Origin of the sequence: Agrobacterium leguminum (assembly GCF_005144435.2) — a bacterium.
Lineage (GTDB): Bacteria > Pseudomonadota > Alphaproteobacteria > Rhizobiales > Rhizobiaceae > Agrobacterium > Agrobacterium leguminum.
The window spans coordinates 2942993-2968502 of record NZ_CP120211.1 but is presented as its reverse complement, the minus strand read 5'-3'; the positions used below and the strand labels follow the sequence as shown (position 1 = coordinate 2968502).

Sequence of the window (25510 nt, the reverse complement as noted above, 5' to 3'; positions counted from 1 at the left end):
TCAATAGCATATCTGCCCGAAAAGATCACCTGTTGTCACGGTTTTTGCAAATACGCCGCCGTTGTTGCACCAAAATCAGGAGAATTGCATATACATGACCGAACAAGCCGCTGAATTCCTGCGCGTAGGCCCCGACAACGACACTCGCGACATCGCTTTCCTTCATCGCCCGGCGGCTTCGGGCGAGAATATGCCGATGCTGGTATGGCTCGGCGGCTATCGTTCCGACATGACCGGAACCAAGGCGGTTGAACTCGATCGCTTCGCCGCTGAAAACGGCCTTGCCTGCCTGCGGCTCGACTATTCCGGCCATGGCGCCTCCGGCGGCGACTTCAGGAAGGGCACGATTTCCCGCTGGCTGGAAGAGACGCTTGCCGTGGTGCGCGCAAAGGCGCCGTCGCGCGTCGTTCTCATCGGCTCCTCGATGGGCGGATGGATTGCGCTACGCATGGTCGAGGAGCTGCGCAAGGCGGGTGGCGCGCCATCCGTCGCCGGTCTCGTCCTCATTGCGCCAGCGCCGGATTTCACGCAGGAGCTGATAGAACCCAGCCTTTCGGATGCGGAAAAAATCTCTCTGGCGGAAAAGGGTTATTTCGAGGAACATTCGGAATATAGCCCCGAGCCCAACATCTTCACCCGCGCGCTGATGGAGGACGGGAAGCAGAACCGCGTGCTGCAGGGTATCATCACCACCGGCTGCCCCGTTCACATCCTGCAGGGCATGCGCGACCCCGATGTTCCCTATCAGCATGCACTGAAGCTTCTCGAACATCTTCCGTCCGACGACGTCGTGCTGACGCTGATCCGCGACGGCGACCATCGGCTTTCCCGGCCGCAGGATATCGAGCGGATGCTCGCCGCGGTCAAAGCCCTTGCAATATAGGCATTTGCGCAACGCTCTTAACCATATTCGACGAGTCTTGCGCGCCGCCGATTGCTAGCGATTGACTCAAGACCCCTATCCCTCTTAACTTTTCGTTAAGAATTAAGGGACGGGTTTCATGATGAACGCACCGCTGGCGCGTGCGCTGCTGTTTGCAGTTGCCGCCGGGCTAATGACTGCTGCCTCCGCCACGGCGGAAACCAAGGGAAGCCCTTCCATGGTGACGGGGGGGATTACATCCCAGCCGATCGGCCATTATGAGTTCTGTCAGAAATATGCCGACGAGTGCAATATTCGCAGCAAGGCGACACCGCCGCCCCGCGTCACGGATTATGGCTGGGATGTCATTCGCGAGGTCAATACGTCCGTCAACACCACCATCGTGGCGATGACCGACCAGGAAATATACGGCAAGGACGAAGTCTGGGAATATCCGACGACCGCCGGCGACTGCGAAGATTTCGTGCTGCTGAAGCGCAAGAAGCTGGTTGAGCGCGGTTTTTCCGTGGCTGATCTTCTGATCACCGTCGTGCGCAAGCCGGATGGCGAGGGCCATGCCGTGCTGACCCTTCGCACCACCGACGGCGACTATATTCTCGATAATCTCACCGACGACGTGAAGCTCTGGACCGACACCAACTATACCTATCTGAAGCGGCAGGCGTCCTTCAATACGGGCCGCTGGGTCTCCATTGAGGATGGCCGCGACGTGCTGGTCGGCGCATTGCGCTAACGCCTGGCTCCACATTTGATGCATTGAGAGCCCGCCATCGCGGGCTCTTTCTTTTTTCACCCATTGCCGATGATAATGCCGGCCGCCAGCACCAGTGAGCCGCCGAGAACCACCTGAAACACCGCGCGCAGGAACGGCGTTTCCATGAAGCGGTTCTGAATGAAGGCGATGGCCCAGAGTTCCACGAAAACGACGACGGCGGCAATTGCCGTCGCTGTCCAGAAATGCGGAATGAGATAGGGCAAGGCATGGCCGAGACCGCCTATGGCCGTCATGATACCCGAAGCCAGGCCCCTCTTTACCGGAGAACCGCGGCCGGAAAGCTTGCCGTCATCATGGGCGGCCTCGGTGAAACCCATGGAGATGCCCGCACCGACGGAGGCCGAGAGGCCGATCAAGAAGGTCTGCCAGGTATCCTGCGTGGCAAAGGCGGCCGCGAAAATCGGTGCGAGCGTCGAGACGGAGCCATCCATAAGCCCCGCAAGACCCGGCTGCACATAGGTCAGAAGAAATTGCCGTTTTGCGGTTTCCGCTTCTTCGGTCTTGCCGTTTTCATCGAGGTGTTTTTCTTCCAGCATCTGCGCGATGTCTTCGTGCCCCCGCTCCGCCTCGGCCAGATCGCCGAGGAGCTTGCGCGTCGAGGCATCGCTGGTGCGCTTGAGGGCCTCATCATAGAAGCGGATCGCCTGGGCTTCCATCAATTCGGCCTGGGCGCGGATTTTTTCGAGCGACAGGTTCTTCACCAGCCAGTCCGGGGTACGCTCGTAAAAACCACGCACATGTTCGCGGCGGATCAGCGGGATGGTTTCTCCGAAACGACGGCGATGCATGTCGATCAGGATATTTCGATGCTGCTGCTCGACTTCCGCCATATCGTCGAAGACTTTCGCCGATTGCGGATATTGCGCACGCAGATGGTCGGCATAGGAGCGATAGATGCGGGAATCGTCTTCTTCGGACGAAATGGCGAGCGCGAGGATTTCCTGTTCGCCGAGGGAGGAAAAGGGGCGTTTGGACAGGGAAAAAAGACTGCGAAACATGGCTGAAACCTTTTTTAGAATAATTCTAAATACATTCATGCTGCAGCAGGATCAAGCCATCTTAGAATAATTCTAACATGGCAAAGGGTCGCATTGCGGGCCGCATCGCGGCGGGGTAAATTCGCAAAAAAGGAAACACCATGCAGAACGACGTTACGGCCAGAGCCGCCCACAGCGCGGAAATTCAGCATAGGGCGGAAAAAGCCATGGCGGAGATCGGCGTCGATGCCGGTTTCATCGATTTGCTGGTGGAAACATTTTACGGTCGCGTTCTTGAACACCCCACGCTCGGTCCGGTTTTTGATGCGCGGCTTGCCGGGCGCTGGCCGGAGCATATGGCAAGGATGAAACAGTTCTGGGCGGCTGTCGCGTTCAAGAATGGTGGCTATGGCGGCAAGCCCGTGCAGGCGCATCTCGGCGTAAAGGGCATGTCGGCGGAGCTTTTCCCGCAATGGCTTGCGCTTTTTTCCGCCACGCTGGATGACATCGCGCCGAACAGGCAGGCCCATGGCTGGTTCATGGAAACGGCGGAACGCATCGCCAGAAGCCTGACGCTTTCGCTGTTTTATAATCCCGCAATGGACGACCCGGCGTTGATGCGCAGCAAGTGACGCGGAAAGACGTGACGAAGCAACATTCGCCAAGCATCACCGGAGATCACGCAAGTTTCGAACATTCCCTCTTGATGGCTGCGGGGATAAATGATTAGTAGCCCGCGGGAGGCGTACCGTGCGGTTCGCCTATAATGTGCAGACATAGCAGGGCTTATCGACATGGATCGCAGATCATTTATCCGCAAGGCGGGCGCTCTCGGCGCCGGTGTTACCGCAACGGCGCTTGCCGCTCCGGCCATCGCACAGGAAAACCCCAAGATCACCTGGCGCATGACGTCGTCCTTCACCAAGGGCCTCGACATTCTTTTCGGCGCGGGCCAGATCGTCGCCGACCATGTCAAGGAAGCCTCCGGCGGCAACTTCGTCATTCAGCACTTTGCCGGCGGCGAAATCGTGCCGGCGCTGCAGGCGGCGGATGCGGTGACGGCCGGGACCGTCGAAATGGCGCATACCTGCGCCTATTATTACGTTGGCAAGGATCCAACCTTCGCGCTCGGAACCTCGGTTCCCTTCGGCCTCAATGCACGCCAGACGAATGCCTGGTTCAATCAGGCCGGCGGCAACGAGTTGCTGAATGAATTCCTCGCCCAGCACAATATCTACTCGATCCTGCTCGGTAATACCGGTGCCCAGATGGGCGGCTGGTTCCGCAAGGAAATCAACACCATCGACGACCTGAAGGGTCTGAAGATGCGCATTGCCGGTCTGACCGGCCAGGTGATGCAGAAGGTTGGCGTGACACCGCAGCAGATCGCCGGCGGCGATGTCTATGCGGCTCTGGAAAAGGGCACAATCGACGCCACCGAATTCGTCGGCCCCTATGACGACCAGAAGCTCGGCTTCTACAAGGTCGCGAAATATTACTACTACCCGGCATGGTGGGAAGGCGGCCCGGCCGTGCATGCCTTCGTGAACCTGCAGAAGTTCAATGAACTGCCGGAGAACTACAAGCGCATCCTGAAAGACGCCTGCGCCGCCGGCAGCGCCAGCATGCTGGAGCGTTACGACGCGCGCAATCCGAAGGCATTGAAGGAACTCGTGGCGCAGGGCGCCATCCTGCGCCCCTTCAGCCAGGAAATCCTCGATGTCTGCCACAAGGCGGCCCAGGACACCTATGCGGAGATTTCTGCCAAGAACGAAAGCTTCAAGAAGATTTATGAGAGCCAGCAGGCCTTCAAGAAAGATGCCTATCTCTGGGCGCAGATCGCCGAATATACCTATGACACCTACATGATGATCCAGCAGCGCAACGGCACGCTCTGATCCCCATCATTTCCCGACGATCTTCAAACGGTCATCCGGCATCTGCCGGGTGGCCGTTTTGTTTGGCGAGACCAGCTTCCACACTTCACGCTCCCGCCAGTCGACCGGGCTCATGCCGGTGACGCGACGAAATTCGCGGTTGAAGTTGGACTTGGTCTGAAAGCCGGAGGACAGCATGATCGCGGTCACCGATTGCTCCGTCTCTTCCAGCAACCGGCAGGCTTCGCGGATGCGCAACTGGTTGACATATTGCGAGACATTGACGCCGAGCGAGCGGTTGATCGCGCCCGATATCTGCCGGCTCGGCAGGCCGAGGCGTCTTGCAAGCCGCGACAGGTTGAGGTTCTCGTCGCGGTAAAGCGCCTGTGTCTCCATCAGCCGATCAACCCTTGCAATGATATCCCGGTCCTGTTCCGATGGCTCCGCCGACGGTGACAATTCCGCGACAGGTTCTACCGCTGTTTGCGGTGCCTTGCTCTTGCCAGCCAGCGCGGCCATGAGGCCAATCAGCAGCAGGCCGAAAAGATTGGCATTGCTGACCAGCGCTGCAACATTCTGCCCATGCGCCCATTCGAAATCGAAAAACACCAGAAGATCGAATAGGGCAGAAACACAAAGAGCGATGGCAGCGATGATAAGCGCCCGGTGCGCCGAGGTGACGCTGGCAAATTGCGCCTCGTCCAGCCCATCCGGCCCCTTTCTGCCAAGAAGAAGCAGGGCAATGGCGTGGCCGACAAAGATGACGATCAGCGCAAGATCAATCGCCATCGGCCAGGTGAATTCCATGATGACGATGAGCAAAGGCGACAAAGCGAGGTTGGCGAGCATCGCTATCCTGCTCTCCGCCGCCACTCTCATCAGCCCACGAAAAGCAATGTAGACGAGCGGCGGCAGGCAGGCGGCGAGGACCGGCAAAACATAACGCGCTTCGCTGACGCCATACCCCCAGCGCAGTCCGACAAGGACGGATTGCAGGGCACAAAGCGCGATCAGCGTCAGAAAGGCCCGATTGGTTCGCACATCGTCTCCGCCTCGAAAGAAAACGATGAACATGACAACCAGCAGAAGCGCCACAACGAAAGGCAGCGGAATGAACAGCACGAATGAATATCCCCGGAACAACGGCTTATATCGCCAATTCATGGACCAGATCACGTTTCGGGACGACCTTTAACACGATCAAGGACGCAAAAAACATGTCGCGGCGCAGATTGAACCCCGTTCTTTCCAACCGCACGAGGTTTTCATGCGCCCTATCACCACCGTCACGACCATCCTGTTTTCCGCTCTCGTCACCCAGCCTGTTCTTGCAGGAGAGGCTGTCGGCGTCAGCGAAACCACCATCCATTCGCCAGCACGCGGCAAGGACCTTGCCGTCACAATCTGGTATCCATCCGACGGAAAGGGCACGCAGACGCTTTCCGGCGATGACCGGATTTTTCAGGGCACGCCCATATTCAAGGATGGCGCCGTGAAACCGGGTCGGCTGCCGCTTGTGCTTCTGTCCCACGGCTCGGGTTCACGAGTGTCCGGCATGGCATGGATCGCCGCAAAACTTGCGAGCGAAGGTTTCATTGTGGCCGGAGCCAACCACCCCGGTACGACCAGCGGCGATTCCACACCCGCCGACACGCCGAAAATCTGGGAGCGAACGGACGATCTCTCCACGATTGTCACTGTTCTAACGGCGAAGGGCAAATGGTCGAGTGTGATCGACGCGCAAAGGATCGGCGTGCTCGGCTTTTCGCTCGGCGGCAGCGCGGCGATGGAGATTTCGGGCGCGCGCGCCGATCTTGATGCCTATGCGCGCTATTGCGAAGACTATTCCACGATGATGGATTGCCAATGGTTCGCCGGTGGCCGGGGTTACCTCAATGGCGAGGCGGTTAACGTGCCGAAGCTCGATCTCAGAACCCTCGACAAGGCCCGTTTCGAGCAGCAGAACCGCGATCCCCGTATTCGGTCCGCCGTGCTGGTCGATCCCGGTCTGGCGCTTGCCTTTCAGCTTGATAGCCTGAAGCAGATCGATATTCCGCTAACCTTCATCAATCTCGGCAGCAAGGGCAAAATTCCGCCGGCCGTGCTTGCGGATAAACTCGCGGACCAAGTGCCCGGCGCGACCTATCAGCAGGTGGACGAGGCCAATCATTTCAGCTTCCTGCCGCTGTGCAAACCGGATGCCGACGCCTTTCTCAAATCCGTCGGCGAGCGCGATCCCATCTGCGAACCGGCCGGACCACGGGACCGCGCGGATATTCACGCACAATTGGAGACGATGATCGCTGCCGCCTTCAACCGCACGCTTAAGCCGGGTCAATAGGGCCGCAGACTGAGAGGCCTAGCCGATCCGCTTGTAAAACAGGGTCGTGCCGCAAAAGCGTCCATCCGGAAACAGGGCGTAATCGGGGATGACGCCGACCCGCTCCCAGCCGAGGCGAGGATAAATCGCCTCGGCATCACTGCCCGTAGCCGTATCCAGCACCAAAAGGGTACGACCACGTTTCGCCGCCTCCTCCTCCACTTTTTGCATGAGTTTGCGGGCAAGCCCGAGGCCTCGCGCGGACGGATGCACGAGGAGCTTCATCAGATCGCCGCGATGCGGCTGGTTGGGTTTGGAGGCAAGGCCGACCTGAACGGTGCCCACAACCCTGCCATCCACTTCCGCCACCACATGAATGGTCGTCCCCTCGCCCGCCGTTTCCGCTGCGGATCGCCAGAAAGGTTCGGCATCCTGTGGAGAAAAGGGCAACATGAAGCCGACGGATGCGCCGCCGTTCACGCAGGCAGCCAGAACCTCACAGAGTTCGGGCAAGACATCGATGGTCTCTTGTCCGTTCAACACTCGGATGGTGGTCATATTAACTCCTGTCGGGGAAATCAGCGCTGTCTTTGGTCCAGCACGACGGCATAACGGGCAGGTTTTTCGGAGGGGTTGTGGAAAACATGTCCCTCGCCAACCGGCATAAAAAGGCAATCGCCGGGCTCCAGCCGGTGGATGTCTCCGCCGCTTGTCATTTCCAGCACACCTTCGAAAAGCCAGACATATTGCGTCATTCCCCGGCTCGCCGCGTGCGGAGGGAAACCCACGCGCGCACCGGGTGGAAATTCGACTTCAACGATATCGACATCGGATCCCACACGCGGCGGGGAGATGGCGCGGCGGACATAACCGGTTTCGGGGTCTTTCCAGAGCTGCTGATCGCGCTTTTTCATGAGCGGGGAAACAGCCTCTTCGTTTTCGGCGAAGAAACCGGAGAGCGACAAGCCAAGGGCTGCGCAGATACGGGCCAGCAGCGAGGCCGTGGGGCTCGCCTCGCCGCGCTCGATGCGGGAAATCATGGCGCGGCTGACGCCGGATTCGGACGCAAGCCGGTCCAGCGTCAAACCGTTTTCCGCCCGCAATGTTTTGATCCGCTCACCGATCGAGCGTTCGAGAATATGATCTTCGTTTTCCATCATATGAGAATTGCACTCTCATATGATGGAGTCAATATCCACGATAATGGAAACTATCATCTTCTTTGCCGCCGGTTGCTTTGCGGCAAAAGGGCGTCTCAGGCGCCGACCTGGGCAATCCAGTCGTTCAGATTATAGTAGTTAGTTACTCGGCTAACTTTGCCGTCCTTCAGGTCGAAAAAGGCACCGGCCGGCAGTACGTATTTCTGGCCATTCGCCTCGGGCAATCCCTCGTCGGTCTTGAGATATTCGCCATTGACGATGAATTCCGCGGAAGCACGCTTGCCATCTTCGCTCGCCATGATGACCGTGTCAGTGAGATTTTCCTTATAGCAGCGGTTCATATGGTCCATGAAGGAGGCGAAGGCGGCCTTGCCGGTCTGGCGCTCGCCCTGATTGATGTCGTGCACCACCTCATCGTGAAGAAGCGCCAGAAAGGCATCCATGTCCTGACGGTTGAAGGCATCATAGTAAGCGCGGATGGTCTCTGTGGCGGTCATCGTCTTCTCCGTTCAATGCTTGCGCGGGTTTTCCATGACGGTATAACCAGTGCAACCGAAAGTGAAAATGCCCATGACCGTCGAAATCAAGTCTCTTTCCGGCATTGACGCCACACCCTATTTCGATGACCTCGCGCGCCTGCGGATCGAGGTGTTTCGCGCCTTTCCCTATCTCTATGACGGCTCGCTGGACTATGAGCGCAAATATCTCGCGACCTATGCCGATACGGACGGCGCCGTCTTCGTGCTGGCGCTCGATGACGGCAGAGTGATCGGCATGTCCACGGGCATGCCGATGGCAGCCGAGACGGAAGAGGTGAAAACGCCCTTCGTCAAGGCGGGCTACGATCCGGACCGCATATTTTACTTCGGTGAAAGCGTACTTCTGCCCGGCTATCGCGGCCACGGCATTGGGGTGCGCTTCTTCGAAGAACGGGAGGCGCACGCAAAACGGCTCGGCTTTAACCGTTGTACCTTTTGCGCGGTCGAGCGGCCCGCAGACCATCCACGCCGGCCGGCGGACTACGTTCCGCTGAACACCTTCTGGGAAAAGCGCGGTTATCGCCATCACCCGGAACTGCGCACCAGTTTCACATGGCAGGACCTCGACGAAAGCGCTGAAAGCCCGAAACCCCTGTCCTTCTGGATGAAGAACATCGCCGCAGGAGACGGAAACAGATGACCCGAGTTGCCGCCAGCCAATATGCCATCGAACTGATCGAGACATGGGAGACTTACGCCGCACATCTTTCCGCCATTGTCCGCGAAGCGAAGGAAAAGGGTGCCGAGCTGCTGCTTTTGCCGGAATATTCGGCGATGACGCTGACAGGGCAATTGCCGCCCGATATCCGGGCCGATCTGCATCGTTCCATCGAAGAGCTTCAACAGTTGATACCCTCCTGGGTGGAGCTTTGCGAGGAGCTGGCGCGGCAACATCAAATCCTCTTCCAACCGGGTAGCGCGCCGGTGAAGGATCCGGACGGCAAATTCCGCAACCGCGCATGGCTGTTCGGCCCGGATGGGCTGATCGGTTATCAGGACAAGCAGATCATGACCCGCTTCGAGCGGGAGCAATGGAACATTCATGCCGGCGTCGAGGGCCTGAAAGCCTTCGAGACGCCGATCGGCAGGCTCGGCATCCTGATCTGTTACGACAACGAATTCCCGATGCTGGGCCGCAGGCTGGCGGAGCTTGGCGTCGAACTCGTGCTCGCGCCGAGTTGCACCGATACGCTGGCCGGTGCTTACCGGGTGCGCATCGGCGCGCAGGCCAGGGCGCTGGAAAATCAATATGCCGTTCTTTCCGCCCCCACAGCGGGGGAAGCGCCATGGTCTCCCGCCGTCGATGAGAATCGCGGCCGCGCCGCCCTTTACGTGCCTTCGGACTATGGCATGCCGGCATCCGGCGTCATTGCGGAAAGCGAGCGTGATGCGGTCACGCAAAGCTCGCTGCTGATCGCCGATATCGATCTTGCCGCCGTCGCAAGGCTCCGCACAGAGGGACAGGTGGCCACCCGGCGCGACTGGCCGGAGCAATTTGCGATCTGAAAAGCCCATTTTAAAAGGCTTTTAACCAAATTCCCGCTTTGCGGTGTGACAAGCCCCTGCTATAGCGCGGGACATGAGCACAAATTCGACCCGCACGCCCCTGGACCATATCCGCAACTTCTCGATCGTTGCCCACATCGATCATGGCAAATCGACGCTGGCCGACCGGTTGATCCAGTCGACGGGCGGCCTTGCCGAACGCGACATGTCGGAACAGGTTCTCGATTCGATGGATATCGAGCGCGAACGCGGCATCACCATCAAGGCCCAGACCGTGCGCCTGCACTACAAGGCAAATAACGGCGAAACCTATGTGCTGAACCTCATCGACACGCCCGGTCACGTCGACTTCGCCTACGAAGTGTCCCGCTCGCTTTCGGCCTGCGAAGGCTCGCTGCTGGTGGTCGATGCATCGCAGGGCGTGGAAGCCCAGACGCTCGCCAACGTCTATCAGGCCATCGACAACAATCACGAGCTGGTCACCGTGCTCAACAAGATCGACCTGCCGGCGGCCGAACCCGACCGCATCAAGGAGCAGATCGAAGAGGTGATCGGCATCGACGCCTCCGACGCCGTGATGATTTCCGCCAAGACCGGTCTTGGTATCCCCGACGTTTTGGAAGCCATCGTCAACCGTCTGCCGCCGCCGAAGAGCGAAGTCGGCGAAAATGGACCGCTGAAGGCGCTGCTGGTCGATAGCTGGTACGACACCTATCTCGGCGTCATGGTTCTGGTGCGCGTCATCGATGGCGTGCTGAGCAAGGGCCAGCAGATCCGCATGATGGGCTCGGGCGCGAAATACGGCATCGAGCGCGTCGGCGTGCTGACCCCGAAGATGGTCAATGTCGACAGCCTCGGCCCCGGCGAGATCGGCTTCATCACCGCCTCGATCAAGGAAGTCGCCGATACCCGTGTTGGCGATACGATTACCGACGACAAGCGCCCGACGGCGCAGGCCCTGCCCGGCTTCAAGCCCGCGCAGCCCGTTGTGTTCTGCGGCCTGTTCCCGGTCGATGCGGCCGACTTCGAAGATTTGCGTGCGGCTGTGGGCAAGCTTCGCCTCAACGACGCTTCCTTCTCCTTCGAAATGGAATCGTCCGCCGCCCTCGGTTTCGGTTTCCGCTGCGGCTTCCTCGGCCTGCTGCATCTCGAAATCATTCAGGAACGCCTCGAGCGCGAGTTCAATCTCGATCTCGTCGCGACGGCACCTTCGGTCGTCTATGAAATGACGCTGACCGATGGCACGGAGAAGGAACTGCACAACCCGGCCGACATGCCCGACGTTGTGAAGATCAAGGAAATCCGCGAGCCGTGGATCAAGGCGACGATCATGACGCCGGACGAATATCTCGGCGGCATCCTGAAACTCTGTCAGGACCGGCGCGGCCTGCAGACGGAGCTGACCTATGTCGGCAACCGTGCGATGATCACCTATGAACTGCCGCTCAACGAAGTGGTGTTCGATTTCTACGACCGGCTGAAATCCATCTCCAAGGGTTACGCCTCGTTCGACTACAACATCATCGACTATCGCGAAGGCGATCTCGTCAAGATGTCGATCCTCGTCAATGGCGATCCGGTGGATGCGCTCTCCATGCTGGTGCACCGCTCGGCGGCCGACCGGCGTGGGCGTGGCATGTGCGAAAAGCTGAAGGAACTCATTCCGCCGCACATGTTCCAGATTCCGATCCAGGCGGCCATCGGCGGCAAGGTCATCGCCCGCGAAACCGTGCGCGCGCTGCGCAAGGACGTGACGGCGAAGTGCTATGGCGGCGACGCGACGCGCAAACGCAAGCTTCTGGACAAGCAGAAGGAAGGCAAGAAGCGCATGCGCCAGTTCGGCAAGGTGGAAATTCCGCAGGAAGCCTTCATCGCCGCCTTGAAGATGAACGACGAATAAGCGGCAAAATCATATTGCCATCGCTATGGAAGGGAGGCCCAGAGCCTCCCTTTTGCGTTTAGGCTTCTATCACGCGTGCAGCTTCGCGCCCTTGGTGATCTTGTCGACGATCTTCCTGTCGGCCCTCAGCGCCATGCCCACCACCTTGGCATTTTCCGGCGAAAACTCCGAAAATACCTGGCGATTGGCGACATCGTGCCCGGTGGCGAACATTTCCTCGATATAAAGCGATGTCGTAACGTCGCGCTCGAGGGATCGCTGGTGGATTTTGCGCAGCGCCTCCTGATCCGTGGCCATGACGACAATCGGCTGGATGGACAGGGGATTATAGACGTTGCCCGCCCCGTCGCGATATGGTTCTCCAATGATCTCCTTGGTCTGGGCGACGATCCCGGACATGAGAAATGCGGTAACATTCAGTTTTTGCCACACGGCAAGGTCATCGCGAAGGATGACGGCGATCTTGGTATCAAACATGCGAACTCAATCTGGCTGTGGTTACGAAAGAGAAGCGATCCTAGCGCCTCAGGGCGTCGGCGATCTTGAACGTTCGTGCAAATTCGAAGGGATCGTGCAGGCGCCCTCCAGCGAAGGCATAGAACGCATCGAAGCGCGCTTTCATGGCAACGCCTATGCGCCGCACCGTCATGATACCTATGCGCTGGGTGTCACGCTTTCCGGCGTCCAGACCTTTTCCTATCGGGGGAAATCGCATTTCAGCACGCCCGGAAAGGTAATCGTGCTGCATCCGGACGAAGTTCACGATGGCGGCGCAGGCACCGATGAAGGCCTGCGCTACCGTATGCTTTATCTTCCGCCCGAAAAAACGACTGAGGCGGGATATAATGCGCTGCCCTTCGCCCAGAATCCCGTCATCGAGGATGAGGAATTCCGGCAATGCCTCATCGAGGCTCTTGGCAATCTGGAAGGCGAGCCGGACAATCTGCTTCTCACCGACTGGCAGTCGAGACTGGCGGATTTGCTCTGGAAACATTCAAACGGAAGCGCCAGAACCATCAAACGGATCGACCGTATCGCCGTTTTACGGTGCCGGGACTATCTGCTGGAGAATAGTGCCGACACGGTCGGCTCTGAAGAGCTGGAACGGATAAGCGGGCTCGACCGCTTCACGCTCTTTCGGCACTTTCGCTTCCTGTTCGGCACCAGCCCGCACCGTTATCTCATCATGCGCCGACTGCAGAAATGCAAGGACATGATGCGTGCGGGTGCGGGCCTTGCGGAAACGGCATTTGCCTGCGGTTTTGCGGATCAGGCGCATTTTACCCGACATTTCAAAAATGCCTTCGGCATGCCGCCGGGCCGCTGGCTCAACCTTGTTTCGCATTGATCATTCCGGAAACAGGATCGACCGGTGAGCCGCAGCACCCGCCATGGCGCCGTCTCCCACCGAAAGGGCGACCGAGCCGGCAGGCCTTGCCACATCACCGCAGGCGAAGATGCCGTGGGCGGTGGTCTGTTTCATGGGATCTGTCACGATGGTCGATCCCATCGGCCCCTCCTCCACGGCGCAGCCAAGTTTTTCCAGCCAGTTCGAGGAGATACGCAATTTAGGCTGGGTGAAAAGGCCAGCCAACGCGATGCTGCGTCCATCCGCCAGAACGACATCCGCATGCCCCGTAATTTCCCGGATGCGGGTTGTTTCCACCCGCACGCCCCGGTCCGACAACAATACTTGCTGATCCCCATCCGGCTCGAATACGCCATTGGTGAAAAAGGTCGTCTCGCCCCAGTCGGGCAGCATCAATGCGTGGTGAATGGCCAAAGGTGAAGCGGCGATGACGCCGATTTTTCCCTGATTGAGCTCGTAACCATGGCAATAGGGGCAATGGAAGACCGAAGAGCCCCAACGCTCTTTCAGCCCGGCAATAGCAGGCAATTCATCGGTGACGCCCATGGCGAGGATCAGCCGGTCCGCTGTCTCACGACGTTCGCCATCGATCTCGACTACAAAATCGCCGAAGGAGCCTTCGGCATCGGTCACCCTGCCCTCGACCCAATCTATGGTCGGGTAACGTTCGATCTGGCGGCGCGCCTCGGCGATAATCTCACCCGGCGCCTTGCCATCCTGGCCGAGAAAACCGTGGGAATGGCTGGCGAAACGGTTTCTCCGTTCACCGGCATCCACCACCAGAATGTTTTTTCTGGCGCGTCCAAGCTGCAGGGCGGCCGAGAGGCCGGCATAGCTGCCGCCGATAATGATGACGTCGAATTTCATGATGCACCCATCGTTTCAGGAAAGAGGCGGAAGCGCCCGTTCATTTCACGATACTTATATTGTTACGTGATTTTCGGAGTCAATAGTCACGCAACTTATATTGTTACGTCACCTCGAAAGTGATAGCGTCGGTGTAAACAGACGGGTTTGGACAATGAGACACGACACGCGCCTTTCACGGGTGCTGCATATTCTGATCCATATGGAAAATCATAAGGGTGCGGCGACATCCGAAAGCATCGCGGCGATGCTTCAGACCAATCCGGTGGTGGTGCGCAGGACAATGGCCGGCTTGCGAGAGCATGGTTATGTCTCGTCGGAAAAAGGCCATGGCGGCGGATGGGTGCTGGCGCGGCCGCTCAGCGAAATCACGCTGCTCGATATTTACCGGGCGCTTGGCGCACCGGAGCTGTTCTCGATCGGGCTGGCGGGCGACAACCCGAACTGCGTCATCGAACAGGCCGTCAATGCAGCACTTTTCGAGGCCATGAAAGAGGCGGAGAACATTCTGCTGTCCCGTTTCGGAAGCATTGCCCTTTCGCAACTGGCACAGGAGTCCATCAGCCGCTGGTCCAGGGTTTCCAACCACCCTTCCGCAATGGAGCAGCTTTAGGGCGCGGATAAGGGCCGCAAAGAAAAACCGCCTGCCCGGAGGCAGGCGGTTTTATCATATCAGTAGGCCCGTTACGGCTGGGTCTGCGTGCCGCCCGTATTCGGGCTTGCCGGTGCGGTGTTGTTCGCAGGCGGCGTTGCCGGAGCGGTCGGAGCCATGGGCGCCGGTGCCTGATCCGTTGCCGCAGGCGGCGTGGTGGAGGATGTCGTGGCCGGATCGGTGGTGGGGCCGCTCATCTGCGACCAGGCGAAAACGCCCACCAATACGACAACGATGATCGCCAACCACGGCACCCAGGACGACGACGTGCGGGCACGCGGTTCATTGCTGATATTCACTTCCGGACGAAGATCGCGGTCCGGACGCGGGTTGTTGGGATCGAATGTCATGGTGTTTCCTCCTCTTCATTCTGCGGAGAAAACGACGTTCACGGGATTTTGTTCCGATTCCTTCCAGAACGCTTACAACCGACAAGGTTCGGGCGTTTGCTGAAGCGCCTCCGCCAGCACCGTCATGACCTGCGGACCTGCCATTTGCGACACATTGAAACGCATGAAACCGGAGGCATTCTGCGAGGAACTGAACACATTGCCGGGGGCCAGCACCACCTGCCGCGAAAGCGCGCGGCGCGCCACATCGGCGGCATCTACCCCGTCCGGCAGGCGGCACCATAAAAACATGCCCGCCTGCGGTTCGATCCACGGCACACATCCGACCGACCTCAGACGCGCCGCCACCTCCGGCATCGTTGCCGCAAGACGCTGCCTCAGCGCCTCGATATGCTTGCGGTAACTGCCATCGGTCAAAAGCGAGAGGATCAGCGCCGCCGAAAAATGCGTTCCGCCAAAAGTGGTGGCGATCTTGAGATCGGTCAGGGCCTCCACCCAAGCCATGGGTGCTGCAATGAAACCGCACCGCACGGAGGCCGATAGTGTTTTTGAAAAACTGCCTATCTGGACGACGCGGTTCAGACCATCAAAGGCCGCCAGCCGGGGCGCGGCCTGGGTTTCGAAATCGGCAAAAATATCATCCTCGATGATGGTCAGCCCCACCTGCTCGGCGAGCATCAGCAGGCGATGGGCGGAAACGGCGGAAAGCCTTGCACCTGTCGGATTATGGATTGCGGAATTGGTGATATAAAGCCGGGGCTGATGGTCTTTCAGCGCCTGCTCGAAAAGTGCCAGATCCGGTCCGGTCGGCGTATAGGGAACACCGACGATCTTCACCCGATGCGCCCGCAAAAGAGCATGGAAATTGAAGTAGCATGGGTCATCGACAACAACCGTATCCCCCGGTTGCAGCAGGAAACGGCACAGAAGATCGATCGCCTGCGTGCCGGAATCGGTGAGCATGATCTGGCTGGCGCCCGCCTGCACCCCGTGTTCGGCCAGCCTGCGCGACAGAAGCTGGCGCAGGGGCAGCAGCCCCATCGGGTTGCCATAATCCGTCAGCAGGGCGGCGTCGGCGCGGGCAAGCCCGCGCATCGCCCGCCTCAACGCTTCCTGCGGCATCCACGATGCGGGAAGCCAGCCGCAACCGGGTTTGGCGAGAACGGAACCTTCATCCAGCGCCTGCCGCGAGACCCACAAGGGATCCACCGCCCTGTCGAGCTGCGGCTCGATATCGGCGAGCGACAGGGGCGCAAGCGGGCCCGAAACGAAAAAACCGGAGCCGGGGCGCGAGCTTATCGTACCATCCGCCACGAGCCGGTCGTAGGCCTCGACAACGGTGGAGGTGGAAACCTGCATGGTCTTCGCCAGCGCCCTGACCGACGGCAGGCGCGCGCCCGGCACGAGGCTGCGCGATGCAATGCGTTGCCGCACACTTGCCATCACCTTTTCTATGCGCGTGCCCACGACAACCTGTACGTCCACATTTTCCTCCAACTGTACCGCTTGTGATACCATAACAGTTTGTTGAAATCGTATATGATTGTCGCTGTTCCTGCCAGCCATTCGGGATCAAGAAAGGCAAAACGCAGGAGTTGACAATGGACAAGACGACGAGCGGCTGGCTGAGCGGCCTGACAGGCGTGGTGATATTCAGCGGCTCGCTGCCCGCGACACGCATTGCGGTAACGGGTTTCGATCCGGTGTTCCTGACCGTCGCCCGCGCCAGCATTGCCGGCCTGCTGGCGTTGGCGCTGCTGTTTCTGTTCAGGCAAAGGCGCCCGGCGCGCGATGATCTGACATCGCTTTTCATCGTCTCGCTCGGTGTCGTGGTGGGCTTCCCGCTATTGACCGCACTCGCCCTGCGACATGTCACCTCGGCGCATTCCATCGTTTTCGTGGGGCTCTTGCCGCTCGCGACAGCAATCTTCGCCGTGCTGCGCGGCGGAGAACGCCCGCGCCCCGTCTTCTGGTTCTTTTCCTGTCTTGGAAGCGCGCTTGTTGCGGGGTTTTCGCTGTCAAATTCGTTTGCCGCCGGGATCGAGGCCTCGCTTGCCGGCGATCTTCTGATGCTCGGCGCAATCATCGTCTGCGGGCTCGGCTATGCGGAAGGTGCTGCCCTTTCCCGCAAGCTGGGCGGCTGGCAGGTCATTTCCTGGGCGCTGGTTCTTTCCCTGCCGGTAATGCTGCCGCTTGCTTTCTTCACCGGGCCGGAAACGCTTGCCGGCATCGACCCGCAGGCCTGGGCTGGCCTTGCCTATGTTTCCCTGTTCAGCATGCTGATCGGCTTCATCTTCTGGTACCGCGGGCTGGCGCTTGGCGGCATCGCAGCCGTCGGCCAGCTGCAATTGCTTCAGCCCTTCTTCGGGCTCGCACTTGCCGCGACCCTGCTGCATGAGGAGGTGAGCCCGGCCATGATCGCCGTTACGCTTATTGTGGTGCTTTGTGTTGCAGGCGCGCGGAAATTCGCGCGCTGACGGCTGCCATCGTCAGCTCGAACGGCGGTCCACCCAGCGATGCCATGCGTCCTCGCTGCCGTTGAAGACATTGAGATCGATGCGGCCATCGACGCCGTGCGACAGGCCGGAACCGGAATATTGCCAGAACAACCACTTGCGGCCGGGATAAACCACCGACGGATGCTGGGCGACGGCGCGCAGCCAGAAGGGATAGTCCTGGAACTCGCCCTGGAGGTTGTCCTTGTAAAAATCGGGCGCCGTATAAATGATCGGCCGCTGGCCGTAATGGCGCTCGAGCTTGTCCATGAAGACGCGCATCTTTTCCAGAACGCGTTCACGCGAATGGCGCATCTTGCAGCTCGATTCGCCGTTATATTCCACGTCGATAACCGGCGGCAGGGCGTCCGGGTCGCGCGGTACATTACGAATGAACCAGTCCGCCTGTTCGCTGGCGTTGCGGCACCAATAGAAGAAGTGGTAAGCGCCGCGGCGAATGCCCGCCTCCTTCGCGCGCTGCCAGTTGGTGCGGAACATCGGATCGAGATGGTCGCCGCCATCCGTCGCCTTGATGAAGGCGAAATTGGCGCCGCGCGTGCGCAGCTGCGGCCAGTTTATATTGGCCTGCCAGCGGGATACATCCACCCCGTGGACCTGAAAATGACGCGGCTGGACCCTGCCGAAATTGATCGGCTTGGCATCGCTGAAGCTGGAGCGGAAAATGCGCGAGCGAATCTGTGCACCGGCGCTCGCCGCCGGGGCCGCAGCCATGGCCAACTGTACCGGACGCTCCATCTGGTTGATCGTGGGGCGCTCCGCCGGCCGCACCATTCCGGCCGCCTGTGACGGAACCGGTAAACGGATTTCAGGCGCATTCTGCGTTAACGACGCCCTGGGGGTGACAGCGGAAAAGGCCTTGGGTTCGTCAGGCACCGGCCCGCCCCATGCCAGAACTTCCTGCCGTGGTTGAGCGGCGATGGCCTGGGTACCGACGCCTGCCTGCGGCACCGGTGCGGATGGCGTGACCGAACTCGTCGTTTCCTTCGAGGGCAAACCGGCCATCAGGCTTTCCGGCCCGGAACTGGACGTGCAGCCTCCAAGCAGGAAGCAACCAAAGAAAAGTGCTGGCACAGCCGATGAACGCATGAGAACCCGTACGCAAAACAAATCGGGGGCACTCTGATGCCGCCCGGAGACCTCGAAATACAAATGCTAACGGAAGATTATCAAAAAAGACTGAATCTTATCTTTACGTCGGCACCCGCCGATGCGCCCGTCATTTCTGGCAGGCGAAACGGTTCGAGTTCTCGCGCGGCGGCGCGGCTCAGGCCGTCATGGCGGTCAGATCGACAGTGTCGGCGCCGGGGGAATTTCTCTTGATCGATTCGATCGCATGGATGGCCGACGCCTTCGCCTTGTATCCTTCCGACGAGAACATTGTTTCCCCGTTGGATGCCTTGAAGCGAAAACGATATTCGCCGGCCTTGTCCTGATAGATTTCGAATTTGTACATAATCTTTGCGCCTCCTTTCGCGCGGTAGTCCATCAGCCGCAACTTTGTTCGGCCTCGATCACTTTCGCAACGGAAAATCGCAGATCTCAATGAGCCGTACCCAGGCTCGAGCGATTTCAAGCCCGGCTGCATCGGCCATTTCTGCGCGCAAGCCACGGTGGTCACGATAGTTCTCCAGCCAGCCCGGCGACATTCTTTCGACGGAAGCAGGAAACGCCTGGCACCAGCCATCAACCACGGCGGTCGAGGCCTCGAAATGGAATTGCGTGCCATAGACCGCCCGGCCGATGCGAAAGGCCTGATTTCGTGTCGCGCCATTGGTCGCAAGCCGCGTGGCGTCCGGCGGAAGCGTAAATGTATCGCAATGCCACTGAAAAATAGGGAATGTCTTTTCCAGCCCGGCCAATAGCGGATCGGACACGCCCTCTTCCGTCAGGGATACATCCTGCCAGCCGAATTCCGGCGGCCCCGAGAGAATATTCTCTCCCCCATAGGCGCGCGCCAGCAACTGGCTGCCGAGGCACACACCCATGACCGCTTTACCAGCATCGCCAAAGGCTTTCATGAGAAGGGAGAGATCGGCAAGATAGGGATAAAGCGCATCGTCAAGCGCGTTCTGTTCGCCGCCCAGAACGACGAGCGCATCATGGTCGGCGGCATCCCTTGGGAGAGGCTCACCCGCATAGGCGCGGATGACATGGATTTCCGCCGCCGCTTCTTCCAGCGCTACGCCGAGCTGCCCGTGCGGCGTACCCGCCATGTTTTCTATGATTGCGACGCGCATAAGACCTCGTGGAGACGACAATGGATTCAACCGGCCAAGAGTGCCGATCGAATCCAGCTTCACCACGAGAAAAATCGATTTTCAAGAGCCGCGGCGTCGCCAGTGCGACGACAGGCGGATGACCTGATCTGATGCGCCTTAGAATTCACGCGCCAGCTTGGCGTCTGCGGAATGCCGGTTGCCGCCACGAACGGCGAAGAACAGGAAAATCGCGGCCCACAGAATAGATTTTTCCGCGCCACCCAGACCTTCCGCCTTTACGATGCCGTGAAAATAAACGGTTACCAAAAGAACGATCATGGCCGCGAAGGATGCCGGCCGTGTGAACAGGCCGATGGCGACCAGAATTCCGCCGAAAAATTCCGTGGCAGCAAGCAGCGGCGACCAGAAGACGCCGGGATAAAAACCGAGGCTCTCCACCATGCCGACCGCGCCGAAAGGATTGACGATCTTGCCGAACCCATGGGTGACGAGGAGAAGCCCGGCAGTGACGCGCAGGATCGTCTCCACCAGATCGTGTGTCGCATTATAAAGCGGTGCGACCGCCGGAACGAAAAGACGCTGACGATTATTCTCGAACTGGGCCATAGGATCTCCACGTTTCAGCCTTCGACAGCTTCTCTGTTCGCAAAGCCGCATGATAAGAACAAGCGTACGCCCGGTAAAAACATGAGTATTATAGTTGACATTATCGTGAACATTATTGCCGCCAGGCGGTGAAGGAGACGTGAGGATGACCGAGACCAAACCCCGCATAACCATCCGCTATTGCACGCAATGCAACTGGCTGCTTCGGGCAGGCTGGATGGCGCAGGAAATCCTGCAGACCTTCGCTTCCGATGTCGGCGAAGTCAGCCTCGTTCCCTCAACCGGCGGTCTGTTCGAGATCACCGTGGACGGCACGACCATATGGGAACGCAAACGCGATGGCGGTTTTCCCGGCCCCAAAGAACTCAAACAGAGAATCCGTGACATCATCGACCCGGAGCGCGACCTCGGTCATGTGGACAGAACGAAGCATGAAGGGCTCGACACCTGACCCGGCGACATGTTTCAACAGCCCCAACCAAGTTTTTTCCCTTTAAAATCAATGATCGTCATAAAAGTTCAAAAAGTCTGTTGACACCGGGCGGCTGCCCTCGTACATCGCTCTCCGTCGCCCAGATGGCGGAATTGGTAGACGCGCCAGCTTCAGGTGCTGGTACTCGCAAGGGTGTGGAGGTTCGAGTCCTCTTCTGGGCACCATTCCATTTTTGATCTTAGCCAGATCAAGAACTTAGCCGAAAAAACAGCAACATATAGCCGACCGGTAAACGCCGGGAAGCGTGTTGCTTTTTCGCCTTTTCCACTTACAGAAAAGCTACGAACAGGCCGCTTCCGTTTTTGTCGGAAGGCCTGTTTTCCTGTCTGAAATATGATCGACCTTGCCTGTTATGGCTGAGCGTCTTTATCGCCACTATTTTGCGAATGCTGTTCGCAATTCGGCGTACAGGACAGAACGGTCCGCTCCGTCTGCCGGAAAACACGCACCGTATTGCCCTCGTCGATAGAGACGAGAATGCGTTCATCCACGATTGGATTGCCATCGGCATCCAGAAGCACGAGATTGGTTGTGCCGAAACTGCGACCCGTCAAAACAATCGTGGTGGCATCGGCAACCGTGGCATCGGCGACTTTGGAGTTGCCGACGATAACCTTGCTGACGGCGCGATCGAGACGAAGGACACGGGCGTGATTCATCGAAACGCGCAATATGTCATCCTCAGCAAAAGCGGGCTGCAGCGAACCCGATAGAAAGACGGACAAGCCGACCACAATTTTCGCCAGTTTTCCGGATGACACGCGTTTGGCCCTTGCTCACTATCCGCACTTTATTGTTCCACAGAATGCGCGGTTTTAGTGAATGAAGCGTTAAATGGCGAAAATCCGCAAGGAGGATGGTAACCATTCGTAATGTATTGATATTTTCACGTCTCTCCGCCCCGCGTCAAAACTGAACAGCTGCGCCTCTTTCAAAGGAAACTTTGCCGAAAGAGAGAAATGGTCAGTGCCTGAATATATTTGTTTATCAGCAAATATAAAAATGCAGACAATACTTTTTGTTTTTATTTACCAAGAGAAACTCATCCTGCCGTTTACTTTGAGTTAATCGTTTTTTTTAAGCGCTTGGAAATCGCTCGGCTGTAGTTTGAACCCAACCGAACAACGGAGAACAGTTGTCGGCGTGCTGAACCAACACAGAGTTAGGAGAGACCCTATGACCAAGATTTTCGCTCGTTTCCTCAAGGACGAATCCGGTGCGACCGCTATCGAATATGGCCTGATTGCGGCCCTTATTTCTGTTGCCATTATCGGCGGCGCCAAGACCCTGGGCACCAGCCTCAGCACCCAGTTCACGAACCTGGGCAGCTACATGAACGTGAAGACGAATCCGACACCGTAATTTCCGTGTCAAAATGGATTTGATCGTGTTGCCCCGTCATTGCGGGGCAACATAGTTTCTACTTACAGGTATTAAAACCATGACAGTTGCGGCGATATTCCTTATTCTTCCTCTCTGTCTCAGCTTCGCCGCGCTGAACGACCTCTTCACCATGACGATTCCCAACAGGATACCGCTCATCCTGTTATTTTCCTTTATAATTGTCGCGCCCGTTTCAGGCATGGACTGGCAAACTTTTGCCCTTAGTTTCGCCGCCGGAGCCGTAGTTTTTGCCGCCTGTTTTGCGCTCTTCGCCGCCAATGTCATGGGCGGGGGGGATGCGAAGCTCTTGACCGCCGCAGCGATCTGGTATGGCTTCAACATCTCCGTCATCGAGTTTCTACTTGCGGTGACCTTTATCGGCGGTGCTTTGACGGTCGGCATCCTTCTTTTGCGAACACGCTCAAGAGAAATCATGGCGGCCGGCATTCCGGTACCCGATTCCCTGCTGGTGGCAAAAAAAATCCCTTACGGTATCGGCATAGCGATAGCTGGTCTTCTAACCTATGGGGAAACACCACTTGTCAAGGCAGCCATTGCAAGCCTTTCTTGAGTAACCTTGAGGGTTAAGCATCGGTTAACTACAAATCCAAGCATAATATTAACCATAATTATACCAATCGCGCGCCATCCTGACGGGAGAAGAATCTGATTCCCTCAAGGATCGAGCATGAAACCGTCGCGTATCGTCATTCTCTCTGTTGCTCTGGTGGCCGCCGGTCTTGCCGGTGTTGTCGCCATGCAAATTTCCGGCGCGAAGCAGGTCATCGAAAAAGCAGAAACGATCATCCAGAAGGAGCCGACGGTCAACGTTCTCGTTTCGTCGATCAACCTGCCCGTCGGCAGCCGCCTGAATGACAGCTCCGTGCGCTGGACACCCTGGCCACAGGGCAATGTGGTCGACAGTTTCATAACGGAAGCGAAAAGGCCCGACGCCATCACCGAACTCACCGGCGCGGTCGTGCGGCTGCCTCTCTTCGAAGGTGAACCGATCCGGCCGGAAAAAGTGGTCGATTCCAGCACGCGCATCATGTCCTCCCTTTTGCCGGCCGGAAAACGCGCCGTCGCCACCGAGATTTCCGTCTCGACAGGCGCAGGCGGTTTCGTACTGCCGAACGACCGGGTCGATGTGATCATGGTCCGCAAGGGCGACAATAATAACTTTCTGACCGAAAATGTTTTGAACAATGTTCGTGTCCTGGCAATCGATCAGCAGATCAAGGAAGGCGAGGACGGAACGTCGGCGGTGGTCGGCGCAACCGCCACGCTCGAACTCACACCGGAACAGGCGAAGATCATAACGGTGGCGCAGCAAATGGCGGACCGTCTCACGCTTGCTTTGCGCTCCGTCGCCGATGCACAGGAAAACGACACGCTTTCGGCCGGATATCTTCTCAATGGAGGTTCCGGACAACCGGAAATTCAGGTGATCAAATCCGGCTCGATCGTGAAAAGCGGTCAAGGAGCATCACAATGACCGGGGAGCTCATGACAAACCGTCTAAAACAACGCCTGCGTTCATCGATGGCGGGTGGGCTCGCATTCTGCCTGGCCTTTTCAGGTGTTCCCGGCCAGCATGCCCCCGGGTTTCTGCGCGTCAGCGAAGCAGAGGCGCAAAGCGCGAGCGTCGTGCGGATCACCGAAAGCGGCGCTGGCACTCGCAAGCGCTTGAACCTCGGTTTGAACAAGGCGCTCGTCATCGACCTGCCGGAGGATGCCCACGACATTCTTGTTGCCGATCCAAGTCTTGCCGATGCCGTGACCCGCACATCAAGACGCATCTATCTCTTCGGTAAAACGGTGGGACAGACCAACATCTTCATCTTTGGTGAAAATGGCCGGGAAATCGTCAGCCTCGACCTGGAGGTCGAGCGCGACATCTCCGGGCTCGAGGCCAATATCCGCCGTTTCATTCCGGAGTCGGATATCAAGGTAGAAATCGTCTCGGACAACATCGTCCTTACGGGATCCGTGCGTACACCGCAGGACTCCGCGCGCGCCGTTCAACTTGCCGACGCCTTTCTAAAAGGCGGCGAGGCCACCACCCGCAATATATCATTGACGGGCGGCGACAATGGCGGCGATGCGGCGATTTTTGCCGAGCGCCGGCAGGTATCGCAAATCGTCAACATGCTGACGATCGAAGGTGAAGATCAGGTGACGTTGAAGGTCACCGTCGCCGAAGTCAGCAGGCAGGTTCTGAAGCAACTCGGCTTCAATGGCTCCATCAGCAGTTCGACAAGCAACAATGGTTTCGAATTCGCAAACCCTTCCAATCTCGGGAATACAATCGACACTGCATCCAGGATCGCCAGCGGTGCAATAGGCTCCGGCTCACTCAGGTTCGCCTCCTATCTCAATGCCATGGAGCAGGCAGGTGTCATGCGCACTTTGGCAGAACCGAGCCTGACGGCAATTTCTGGTGAACAGGCGAAATTTTACGTCGGGGGAGATTTCCGGATCGCCGCGGAACAGGACGTTTCGCTCGACAAGGATACGAATACCACGGTCGTCAAACGTGAGGTGGAAACGGTCGACTACGGCATTACGCTGAACTTCAAGCCTGTAGTGCTTTCACCCGGAAGAATAAGTCTCAAGATCGAGACCAACGTGTCCGAACCGACTTATGAAGGTAATGTCGTCACCGGAAACTACGGGCGAGGCATTCCAGGTTCAACCTACATGTCTGTCCGCAAGCGTGAAACATCCACAACGGTCGAGCTTCCCTCTGGCGGTTCGATCGTGATCGCAGGTCTCGTTCAGGACAATATCCGCCAGGCAATGTCCGGCCTTCCGGGCATGTCGAAAATACCGATTTTCGGCACGCTTTTTCGCAGCAAGGACTTCCTGCGCAACGAAACGGAACTGGTCATCATTGCAACGCCCTATCTGGTCCGGCCCGTTGCCCGCAATCAGATCGCCCGGCCAGACGATAACTTCAATCCGGAAAACGACGCCGCCATGTATTTCATGAACCGCGTCAACAAGGTCTATGGCCGCAAGGATCAGGTTCAGGCGGCGCCCTATCAGGGGTCAGTGGGGTTCATCTACAAATGACGACACGCACACAAAATCCCCTCTTCACAGCAAGCCCGGTCAG

The 25510-nt window shown here is 58.3% G+C and carries 30 protein-coding genes and 1 tRNA gene; 17 read left to right on the top strand and 14 right to left on the bottom strand.

Annotation, left to right across the window (positions count from 1 at the left end):
* Nucleotides 1–94: 94 nt before the first annotated feature.
* A complete protein-coding gene (locus CFBP4996_RS14185; protein ID WP_080852802.1) occupies nt 95–883 on the top strand; it encodes an alpha/beta hydrolase in 789 nt (262 codons plus the stop codon).
* A 118-nt stretch (nt 884–1001) separates the two neighbouring features.
* A complete protein-coding gene (locus CFBP4996_RS14180) occupies nt 1002–1616 on the top strand; it encodes a transglutaminase-like cysteine peptidase (RefSeq protein WP_003524508.1) in 615 nt (204 codons plus the stop codon).
* A gap of 56 nt (nt 1617–1672) precedes the next feature.
* Here the strand turns inward: CFBP4996_RS14180 and mbfA are convergent, their stop codons facing one another.
* Nucleotides 1673–2656, bottom strand: a complete 984-nt coding sequence (mbfA, locus tag CFBP4996_RS14175; RefSeq protein ID WP_080852803.1) for an iron exporter MbfA — start codon at nt 2654–2656, stop codon at nt 1673–1675.
* 140 nt (nt 2657–2796) lie between these two features.
* On the opposite strand from mbfA, the gene CFBP4996_RS14170 reads away from it, so the two are divergent.
* Nucleotides 2797–3267: a group III truncated hemoglobin gene (locus CFBP4996_RS14170; RefSeq protein ID WP_121490282.1), complete on the top strand. Its 471-nt coding sequence runs from the start codon at nt 2797–2799 to the stop codon at nt 3265–3267.
* Between the two features lie 162 nt (nt 3268–3429).
* Nucleotides 3430–4533: a TRAP transporter substrate-binding protein gene (locus CFBP4996_RS14165; protein ID WP_080852804.1), complete on the top strand. Its 1104-nt coding sequence runs from the start codon at nt 3430–3432 to the stop codon at nt 4531–4533.
* 6 nt (nt 4534–4539) lie between these two features.
* Here CFBP4996_RS14165 and CFBP4996_RS14160 read toward each other — a convergent pair whose 3' ends face one another.
* On the bottom strand, nt 4540–5634 hold the full coding sequence (locus CFBP4996_RS14160) for a helix-turn-helix domain-containing protein (protein WP_162935941.1): 1095 nt from the start codon (nt 5632–5634) through the stop codon (nt 4540–4542).
* Nucleotides 5635–5779: 145 nt separating this feature from the next.
* Between CFBP4996_RS14160 and CFBP4996_RS14155 the strand changes: the two genes are divergently transcribed.
* Nucleotides 5780–6853, top strand: a complete 1074-nt coding sequence (locus tag CFBP4996_RS14155; protein ID WP_080852806.1) for an alpha/beta hydrolase family protein — start codon at nt 5780–5782, stop codon at nt 6851–6853.
* A gap of 18 nt (nt 6854–6871) precedes the next feature.
* Here the strand turns inward: CFBP4996_RS14155 and CFBP4996_RS14150 are convergent, their stop codons facing one another.
* The 3 genes from CFBP4996_RS14150 to CFBP4996_RS14140 form a co-directional block, all read right to left on the bottom strand.
* A complete protein-coding gene (locus tag CFBP4996_RS14150) occupies nt 6872–7390 on the bottom strand; it encodes a GNAT family N-acetyltransferase (protein ID WP_080852807.1) in 519 nt (172 codons plus the stop codon).
* A 20-nt stretch (nt 7391–7410) separates the two neighbouring features.
* The gene (locus tag CFBP4996_RS14145; protein WP_080852808.1) at nt 7411–7992 is read right to left on the bottom strand and encodes a helix-turn-helix domain-containing protein; all 582 of its coding nucleotides are present in this window, start codon (nt 7990–7992) and stop codon (nt 7411–7413) included.
* 95 nt (nt 7993–8087) lie between these two features.
* The gene (locus tag CFBP4996_RS14140; protein WP_080852809.1) at nt 8088–8489 is read right to left on the bottom strand and encodes a ketosteroid isomerase-related protein; all 402 of its coding nucleotides are present in this window, start codon (nt 8487–8489) and stop codon (nt 8088–8090) included.
* 73 nt (nt 8490–8562) lie between these two features.
* On the opposite strand from CFBP4996_RS14140, the gene CFBP4996_RS14135 reads away from it, so the two are divergent.
* From CFBP4996_RS14135 to lepA, 3 genes are all read left to right on the top strand, one after another.
* Complete coding sequence (locus CFBP4996_RS14135) at nt 8563–9171, top strand: GNAT family N-acetyltransferase (RefSeq protein ID WP_162935942.1); 609 nt, start codon at nt 8563–8565, stop codon at nt 9169–9171.
* Nucleotides 9168–10037, top strand: coding sequence for a carbon-nitrogen hydrolase family protein (locus CFBP4996_RS14130; RefSeq protein WP_080852811.1), 870 nt, complete (start codon nt 9168–9170; stop codon nt 10035–10037). The genes CFBP4996_RS14135 and CFBP4996_RS14130 overlap by 4 nt, the downstream gene beginning before the upstream one ends.
* Nucleotides 10038–10098: 61 nt before the next feature.
* A complete protein-coding gene (gene lepA, locus CFBP4996_RS14125) occupies nt 10099–11937 on the top strand; it encodes a translation elongation factor 4 (protein WP_035264582.1) in 1839 nt (612 codons plus the stop codon).
* Between the two features lie 69 nt (nt 11938–12006).
* Here the strand turns inward: lepA and CFBP4996_RS14120 are convergent, their stop codons facing one another.
* Nucleotides 12007–12414 carry a DUF2000 family protein gene (locus tag CFBP4996_RS14120; RefSeq protein ID WP_078051400.1) on the bottom strand — a complete coding sequence of 136 codons (408 nt, stop codon included), beginning with the start codon at nt 12412–12414 and terminating at the stop codon, nt 12007–12009.
* Nucleotides 12415–12508: 94 nt separating this feature from the next.
* Between CFBP4996_RS14120 and CFBP4996_RS14115 the strand changes: the two genes are divergently transcribed.
* The gene (locus tag CFBP4996_RS14115) at nt 12509–13285 is read left to right on the top strand and encodes an AraC family transcriptional regulator (RefSeq protein ID WP_059759147.1); all 777 of its coding nucleotides are present in this window, start codon (nt 12509–12511) and stop codon (nt 13283–13285) included.
* On the opposite strand, the gene CFBP4996_RS14110 is transcribed toward CFBP4996_RS14115, so the two are convergent.
* Nucleotides 13286–14173, bottom strand: a complete 888-nt coding sequence (locus CFBP4996_RS14110; RefSeq protein ID WP_080852812.1) for an NAD(P)/FAD-dependent oxidoreductase — start codon at nt 14171–14173, stop codon at nt 13286–13288. It lies immediately after the preceding gene.
* A 154-nt stretch (nt 14174–14327) separates the two neighbouring features.
* On the opposite strand from CFBP4996_RS14110, the gene CFBP4996_RS14105 reads away from it, so the two are divergent.
* A complete protein-coding gene (locus tag CFBP4996_RS14105; RefSeq protein WP_059759145.1) occupies nt 14328–14786 on the top strand; it encodes an Rrf2 family transcriptional regulator in 459 nt (152 codons plus the stop codon).
* A gap of 71 nt (nt 14787–14857) precedes the next feature.
* On the opposite strand, the gene CFBP4996_RS14100 is transcribed toward CFBP4996_RS14105, so the two are convergent.
* The gene (locus tag CFBP4996_RS14100) at nt 14858–15175 is read right to left on the bottom strand and encodes a hypothetical protein (RefSeq protein ID WP_003524488.1); all 318 of its coding nucleotides are present in this window, start codon (nt 15173–15175) and stop codon (nt 14858–14860) included.
* A 72-nt stretch (nt 15176–15247) separates the two neighbouring features.
* Nucleotides 15248–16660, bottom strand: a complete 1413-nt coding sequence (locus CFBP4996_RS14095) for an aminotransferase-like domain-containing protein (RefSeq protein ID WP_205529277.1) — start codon at nt 16658–16660, stop codon at nt 15248–15250.
* A 116-nt stretch (nt 16661–16776) separates the two neighbouring features.
* Between CFBP4996_RS14095 and CFBP4996_RS14090 the strand changes: the two genes are divergently transcribed.
* Nucleotides 16777–17652, top strand: coding sequence for a DMT family transporter (locus CFBP4996_RS14090; protein WP_080852814.1), 876 nt, complete (start codon nt 16777–16779; stop codon nt 17650–17652).
* Nucleotides 17653–17664: 12 nt separating this feature from the next.
* On the opposite strand, the gene CFBP4996_RS14085 is transcribed toward CFBP4996_RS14090, so the two are convergent.
* The 4 genes from CFBP4996_RS14085 to CFBP4996_RS14070 form a co-directional block, all read right to left on the bottom strand.
* On the bottom strand, nt 17665–18777 hold the full coding sequence (locus CFBP4996_RS14085) for a glycoside hydrolase family 25 protein (RefSeq protein WP_035240397.1): 1113 nt from the start codon (nt 18775–18777) through the stop codon (nt 17665–17667).
* Nucleotides 18778–18955: 178 nt separating this feature from the next.
* Nucleotides 18956–19144, bottom strand: coding sequence for a YegP family protein (locus CFBP4996_RS14080; protein WP_059759498.1), 189 nt, complete (start codon nt 19142–19144; stop codon nt 18956–18958).
* Between the two features lie 58 nt (nt 19145–19202).
* Nucleotides 19203–19928 carry a type 1 glutamine amidotransferase gene (locus tag CFBP4996_RS14075; protein ID WP_162935943.1) on the bottom strand — a complete coding sequence of 242 codons (726 nt, stop codon included), beginning with the start codon at nt 19926–19928 and terminating at the stop codon, nt 19203–19205.
* Between the two features lie 138 nt (nt 19929–20066).
* Nucleotides 20067–20516, bottom strand: a complete 450-nt coding sequence (locus CFBP4996_RS14070) for a DoxX family protein (protein WP_003524478.1) — start codon at nt 20514–20516, stop codon at nt 20067–20069.
* A gap of 145 nt (nt 20517–20661) precedes the next feature.
* On the opposite strand from CFBP4996_RS14070, the gene CFBP4996_RS14065 reads away from it, so the two are divergent.
* Nucleotides 20662–20967, top strand: coding sequence for an Rdx family protein (locus CFBP4996_RS14065; protein ID WP_003524477.1), 306 nt, complete (start codon nt 20662–20664; stop codon nt 20965–20967).
* A gap of 119 nt (nt 20968–21086) precedes the next feature.
* Nucleotides 21087–21173, top strand: a tRNA-Leu gene (locus CFBP4996_RS14060).
* A gap of 186 nt (nt 21174–21359) precedes the next feature.
* Here CFBP4996_RS14060 and CFBP4996_RS14055 read toward each other — a convergent pair.
* Nucleotides 21360–21770: a pilus assembly protein N-terminal domain-containing protein gene (locus CFBP4996_RS14055; protein ID WP_020812471.1), complete on the bottom strand. Its 411-nt coding sequence runs from the start codon at nt 21768–21770 to the stop codon at nt 21360–21362.
* A 415-nt stretch (nt 21771–22185) separates the two neighbouring features.
* On the opposite strand from CFBP4996_RS14055, the gene CFBP4996_RS14050 reads away from it, so the two are divergent.
* From CFBP4996_RS14050 to CFBP4996_RS14035, 4 genes are all read left to right on the top strand, one after another.
* Nucleotides 22186–22371, top strand: coding sequence for a Flp family type IVb pilin (locus CFBP4996_RS14050; protein WP_080852816.1), 186 nt, complete (start codon nt 22186–22188; stop codon nt 22369–22371).
* Between the two features lie 79 nt (nt 22372–22450).
* Nucleotides 22451–22963: an A24 family peptidase gene (locus CFBP4996_RS14045; RefSeq protein ID WP_080852817.1), complete on the top strand. Its 513-nt coding sequence runs from the start codon at nt 22451–22453 to the stop codon at nt 22961–22963.
* Between the two features lie 117 nt (nt 22964–23080).
* On the top strand, nt 23081–23887 hold the full coding sequence (gene cpaB, locus CFBP4996_RS14040; RefSeq protein WP_080852818.1) for a Flp pilus assembly protein CpaB: 807 nt from the start codon (nt 23081–23083) through the stop codon (nt 23885–23887).
* Nucleotides 23888–23898: 11 nt separating this feature from the next.
* Nucleotides 23899–25467 carry a type II and III secretion system protein family protein gene (locus CFBP4996_RS14035; protein ID WP_424243863.1) on the top strand — a complete coding sequence of 523 codons (1569 nt, stop codon included), beginning with the start codon at nt 23899–23901 and terminating at the stop codon, nt 25465–25467.
* Nucleotides 25468–25510: the final 43 nt, after the last annotated feature.